4 protein-coding genes and 1 pseudogene are annotated in these 6042 nt (G+C 39.2%); 2 read left to right on the plus strand and 3 right to left on the minus strand.

The features are described from left to right. Together F6K54_RS38605 and F6K54_RS38610 are read right to left on the minus strand one after the other, a co-directional pair. Nucleotides 1-250, minus strand: a pseudogene (locus tag F6K54_RS38605) (photosystem II q(b) protein); the annotation flags it as partial. A 586-nt stretch (nt 251-836) separates the two neighbouring features. Beyond that, a complete protein-coding gene (locus F6K54_RS38610; protein ID WP_293089422.1) occupies nt 837-1265 on the minus strand; it encodes a hypothetical protein in 429 nt (142 codons plus the stop codon). A gap of 667 nt (nt 1266-1932) precedes the next feature. Here F6K54_RS38610 and pap point away from each other — a divergent pair. Then, nucleotides 1933-3426, plus strand: a complete 1494-nt coding sequence (gene pap, locus F6K54_RS38615) for a polyphosphate:AMP phosphotransferase (protein ID WP_293089428.1) — start codon at nt 1933-1935, stop codon at nt 3424-3426. A gap of 508 nt (nt 3427-3934) precedes the next feature. Beyond that, the gene (locus tag F6K54_RS38620; RefSeq protein ID WP_293089424.1) at nt 3935-4921 is read left to right on the plus strand and encodes a YdcF family protein; all 987 of its coding nucleotides are present in this window, start codon (nt 3935-3937) and stop codon (nt 4919-4921) included. Between the two features lie 30 nt (nt 4922-4951). Here the strand turns inward: F6K54_RS38620 and F6K54_RS38625 are convergent. Then, on the minus strand, nt 4952-6042 hold a 1091-nt coding region (locus F6K54_RS38625), incomplete at its 5' end, for a transposase (RefSeq protein ID WP_293089426.1).

Here is a 6042-nt window from a genome sequence, read left to right on the forward strand (position 1 = left end):
GTACTACTGCACCAGAGATGATGTTGTTTCCGAACATTAAGGAACCAGCAACTGGTTCGCGGATACCATCAATGTCTACAGGAGGAGCTGCTACGAATGCGATGATGTAGCAGATAGTAGCTGTTAACAGTGTAGGGATCATTAATACACCGAACCAACCGATGTATAAACGATTGTCTGTGCTGGTAATCCAGCTACAGAACTTTTCCCATACGTTAGCGCTTTCACGCTGTTGTAAAGTAGTTGTCATAGTTATGTATGATTGCTGTTATGTATGTATGAAATTTTCGAGGTACGGCGGCTTGGGTGCTTTTTTCCCTTGCCGTTATTAATAATATAGCTAGTTTATTTAGTTTTGTAAAGATGTTTAATTCATAAGGTTTTAAATAGAATTTATAAGTTGGGCTTATTTTAACTGAGTCTTGGCCCTAGGGAACTAGGACAAGAGGTGCATCGAATTAGGGTTTGCTGAAAAAGTCTTATGGGTGAGGGTAGGAGACAGGAGACAGGAGACAGGAGACAGGAGAAAAGGGAATGAGCGAGGAGGTAGGAGCGGGCGTTTTGTAAGAGTGATTTTTCTGCCCAACTATGCGCCTAAAATACTAACTTTTTGAGGGTGAAGAGCTGAAAACCAGACACTTTTTAAAGGCCCAAAAAAGGTTAAATCCTTTATATGTCAATGCTTTTAGATTTATTCAGCAAGCCCGAATTAAGAAATCCGGTTTCTTAGGAGAAACCAGGTTTCTGGGCTACTCATCAAATGTCTGGAAGCTCAATATCTGCTCCTCGAATGTGGCAGCCTTACTTGATTGAAATGCACCCCATCTGGGGCCGGGCTAAAAGCTGGGGCTGGGGTCAACAGTATTGGCAACTTTGAACTCTGTCGCACCCACTTCCTGCAGCGAGAATGTAATGGGAATAGCCCTGGAAGCAGCCCTACAAAAATCGGGTATCAGACGGATGAATGTGACAGTCGGAGGCTGGTATTTGTCCAATACGGCTATGAAGTCCTCTTTCTTCGTGCAGCCAGTGCTAGTCACTAAGATCGTTACTGTTTTTTCATTTACTTGTAGTCCATGCAATGTTTCTATGACTGGCTGATATTGACTGATATAGTCATCGATCTCGCTTGCTAAAGCAGTGGGAGCTGCGGCACAAAAGATTGCCGTAAATAGCAGGGTTGCTAGACCGAGTGCCACTCTTGAGAGTGCTTTCTTCAAGGGAAGATATGCTTGGAATTTGCTTTTAAGTGTTGTACTTAACATAGTGTTGCAATTAATGTGTTTTAGAATCTTGGCCTTAATTTAAGGCCACAGAAATCTCAGAAGTTAACCCACCCCTAACCCCTCTCAGGAGCAGGGCTGTTTCATTCTCGATAGACACGGGGACACGGAGACACGGGGACACGGAGACACGGAGACACGGGGACACGGAGACACGGAGACACGGAGACACGGGGATGAGGGCTTTTAATTTATGATTAAAAGTTGACTTTTCACCATTTTAGTCAGAGTAAAAGGGATGCTTATGGGCGCTCAAAATCGGCAAATTTTGGCAAATTTCACTGTTCCACTATCCCCTCATCTTCCGTTCTCCTTAAATCGTTAATCTACAATACTTTGAAACAGTCCTGCTCCCAGGAGGGGAACAAAAGTGCTATCCTTACCAGTTTAACGAAGTCAGAAGTCAGAAGTCAGAAGTCAGAAGTGATTTTTGTAACGGGGATTTGAGCTTCGCTCCAAAAATATAGCGCTGTGCGCAGGCAACAGCTCCGGAAGGCAACAGCTCATCTGGGGGAATAAATTGCCTATAATATAATAATTTTAGCTATTTGGCCTCTCCTGCAATTTGTGAATATACCAGCGCTCATTGGTATATTTCGCCTTAAAAGGCGGGGTTTTAAACCCAATTATTTTGATAAAAAAAAGAGAGATGTTAGAAACTTTAGATTTAGAATTGTCCCTAGATAAAGAAACTTATATAAGCAAGCTCGAAGCTTTAATGCAGAAGTTAAGAACCCTACAGAGAGCTTGTTGGCAAAAAAAATTACCTGTGCTGATAGTTTTAGAAGGATGGGCAGCTGCTGGTAAAGGTGCTTTAGTTAAACAAATAGTAGGAAATATGGACCCGCGAGGATTTGTTGTTCATCCAATTTGGCCTGCTACAGCACAAGAGCGACAATATCCTTTTATGTGGAGGTTTTGGCAAAGACTTCCTAGAGCGGGACAAATTGGATGTTTCTATCATAGCTGGTACACTCATGTCCTGGAAGAGCGATTATTTAAAAGAGTGTCAGAGTCAGAAATTCCTATAAGATTAGAGCAAATTAATGCTTTTGAACGTCAGATGGTGGATAGTGGAGTGGCGATCGCTAAATTCTGGATTCATCTGAGCAAAAAAGAATTGAAGAAGCGTTTAAAAAAAACTGCTGCTGATTCTTTAAAAGCTTGGCGGGTTAGAAGTGAAGACTGGCAACAAGCCAAAAATTATGAAAAATATACTGCTTTTGCTGAGGAAATGCTGATTCATACCAACACAGAATTTGCTCCCTGGACATTGGTAGAAGGAAACTCTCAACGTTGGGCAAGAGTAAAAGTGCTGACAGAAATGGCCTCAACTTTGAACCAAGCTTTAGATGGACTGCAGATTCAGGCCGCACCACTCAGAAATCCTCTTCAAGAACAACTCAAATTAAGGGAACCAGATTTTTTAGCTGAAGTAGATTTGACCCAAAGTTTATCTCCAAAACAGTATAAAAAATCTCTACGGAAGCAGCAAGCACTTTTGAATAAACTGCAATTGGAAATTTACAAACATCAAATCCCAGTGCTGGTAGTATTTGAGGGTTGGGATGCTGCAGGTAAGGGTGGGGCAATTAAAAGATTAACGGATAATTTAGACCCCCGAAGTTATGTAGTTAATGCTTTTGCTGCACCAACAGAGTCAGAAAAAGCCTATCATTATCTCTGGCGGTTTTGGAAACAGTTGCCAGAAGCAGGAAATATTGGTATTTTTGACCGCAGTTGGTATGGTCGAGTTTTGGTGGAGCGGGTGGAAAAATTTGCTACAGAGTTAGAATGGCAACGTGCATATCAGGAAATTAATGAGTTTGAGGCACAATTGACCAGTGCAGGTTATGTTTTGGTCAAATTTTGGTTACATATTAGTCAGGAGGAACAATTAAGGCGATTTACTGAGCGGCAAAATGACCCATTTAAGCAGTATAAGCTCACAGCAGAAGATTGGCGCAATCGAGAAAAGTGGCAAGTTTATGAAGTAGCTGTTAATCAAATGATTCAGCTTACAAGTATGCCTACTTCACCTTGGACTTTAATTGGGGGTGATGATAAACATTATGCTCGTGTTAAAGTAATCCAAAAAGTGACAGAAGCAATCAACGCTCAACTTAAAGTACCGATAAAATAAGTTGATTTTTATTTTTGGCTTCGCTGAAGTAAGGTATTAAACTGATGAGTGAGTAGGCATTAATAGTAAGTTATAAAGAGAGCTTTTCTTTTAACTACTAACTATAACTAGGTTTTGCTGATTAATTATCAAAGCATTGCCAAATAAAGGCTTTAGCATTTTTTGGTTCTAAAAAAGTTCAAGCTTTTAGGTTGCTCAAGTTCAAAAAGGAGTGCATTTTCAGGAAACAAGGGCGAAAAAATTAAGGGGCAATTCTTTATCCTACCTCCTCTATAGTTCCCCTAACTCCTGACTCCTGACTCCTGACTCCTGACTCCTACCCTTACTAATAAGATTTTTTCAGCAAACCCTAACTAATGACTACTAACTACTGATTACTGACCACTAAAAATCATAAAATAATAATTCAGGAACGCCTTATTTTTTATGTTATGAGAAAGGCTGCATCAATCGAGTTAGCTGATTAAGCAAACAATCAAACTTTTCTAAGGACAAAAATCAAAAAATTATGCTGATAATTTTAACAAGAATAGTATTCTTAATACTGTTAATTTGTATAATTAAGTCACTATGGGATAGTACTGATGGTGATAAGAAAAACTTGATATCTAAGTTGTTGTTAGTATTTTCAATTATTCTGTTAATACTGGCATTTTATGCACCAGATAGTCCAGTAGGAGCTGCTGTTTTTAGGTTTCTGGCTTTTGCTTTTAAACCGCTCGGTTTTTCAATTATACTTTTGATCTATGCCACTACTCTCATATCAGGCGGGGGGATAAAAAGTCCAGCTCCAACTCTAATTATTACAGCTTTAATAGTTCTGATAATTTCTAGCTCGCCAGTATTTGCTGTATGGGCAGCTCAACAAGCAGAAGAAGATGCTATAGAACTTGTTTCTGTATCAGCTTGTTGTGACGAAAAAGCTGATGCAATTGTATTATTAGGTCAGGGAACAACTCAGCCAGTAATACCAGACAGAATACAAATTCAGCTTACTAAAACAGCGGAGCGGATTATTTATGCTTCTCAACTATATAAGAAAGGTTTAGCTCCTTATATTATAGTAAGTGCTGGTCCGAGAATTGGAGATGATAAGAGTACAGTTGAAGCTGTAGATATCAAGAAAATTTTAGTTGAATTGGGTGTTCCAGGAGGGGCTATTATTCTAGAAGCAGATGGCAGGACTGTGCATGAAAGTGCTATTGAAACAAGGGAAATTTTGGATGCAAGAGGTTTAGATACTGCAGTTATTCTTGTTACTTCTGCTGTTAATATTCGTCGTGCTAGTTTAACTTTTACTGACATAGGAATGAGGGTTATTCCAGCTCCAACAGATTTTAATACTGTAAATCCTTATGAAGATTCTTCCTATCGTTTTGTACTAGCAGATTTTTTACCTAATGCTCAAGCACTTTTACTAACTACAGAGGTTTGGGAAGAATATTTGGCATTATTTTATTACTTCCTGCGCGGTTGGTTAGCTCCTGGTTTTTGATGAAGTATTTTCAAGTGACATACTCCCACACTAACCTTGCGGTATAGTGTGGGCTTCTCGTTTCGCAGCCCCGGTATTCCGTCGGGCTCCACGAGCTTTAAGGACGGAATGCCCTACCGCCCTATTTTTGATATTTATCGCTGCATTCCAGTCGCGGTCTATTACTATGCCACAGTGCGGGCAACAATGAGTTCGTATGTTTAATTCTTTATCGACTTTTTCACCACAATTTGAGCAATCTTGGCTAGTATTTTTGGGGTTCACTGCTATGGTTTTCTGTCCAGCATTTCCGGCTTTGACAGTCAAAATAGACAGAAATTGACCCCATCCAGCATCGTTAATTGATTTACTCAAACGAGTCTTTGCTAGACCTCTAATGTTTAAGTTTTCATGGGCGATAACTTCAGCTTTTGACAATAACTCATTGGCTGTTTTAAAATGAAAATCTTTACGTTTATCGGCAACTTTTTTATGTTGTTTAGCAACAGCTTTAACAGCTTTTAACCATCTTTTACTACCTTTCTTTTTACGAGATAAACGTTTTTGCAAAGTCTTTAATCGCTGTTGAGAGTTTCGATAGTATTGAGGGATGGGGACAGATTCTCCTTCACTTGTTACTAAGAATTCCTTCAGTCCCATATCGATTCCCAGAGTATTTTTTAATGTAGGTTCTACTTCAGTTGTTAAAGCTGGAACTGATTTGTCTTCTAGGGATAAAGTCACATAATAACCATCAGCTTTACGACTAATAGTTACTGTTTTAATTTGAAACCCATCAGGTAAAGGCCGATGTTGAATCAACTTGATATTGCCTATTTTGGGCAAGTTTATCTTGTTTTCTTGAATGCAGTCTTGCTTGATTTGAGGATAAATAAAACTACGATAACGTCCTTTTCCTTTGAACCTTGGTTTCCCTAATTTATGTCCATTTTTGTCTGCTTTCAACCATCTATCAAAGGCAAGTTTTACCCGTTTAATGCAATCTTGTAATACTTGAGAATGAATTAGCTTATACTCAGGAAACTTGTCTTTGGTATTGACCAAATCTTTTTTTTGAGAGTAATAATCTGGATTATCCCTGAGTCTTGGAATTGGCATTACCAAAGGGCAAGCATTAACCG

The organism is Okeania sp. SIO3B5 (assembly GCF_010692555.1).
Taxonomy (GTDB): Bacteria; Cyanobacteriota; Cyanobacteriia; order Cyanobacteriales; family Microcoleaceae; genus Okeania.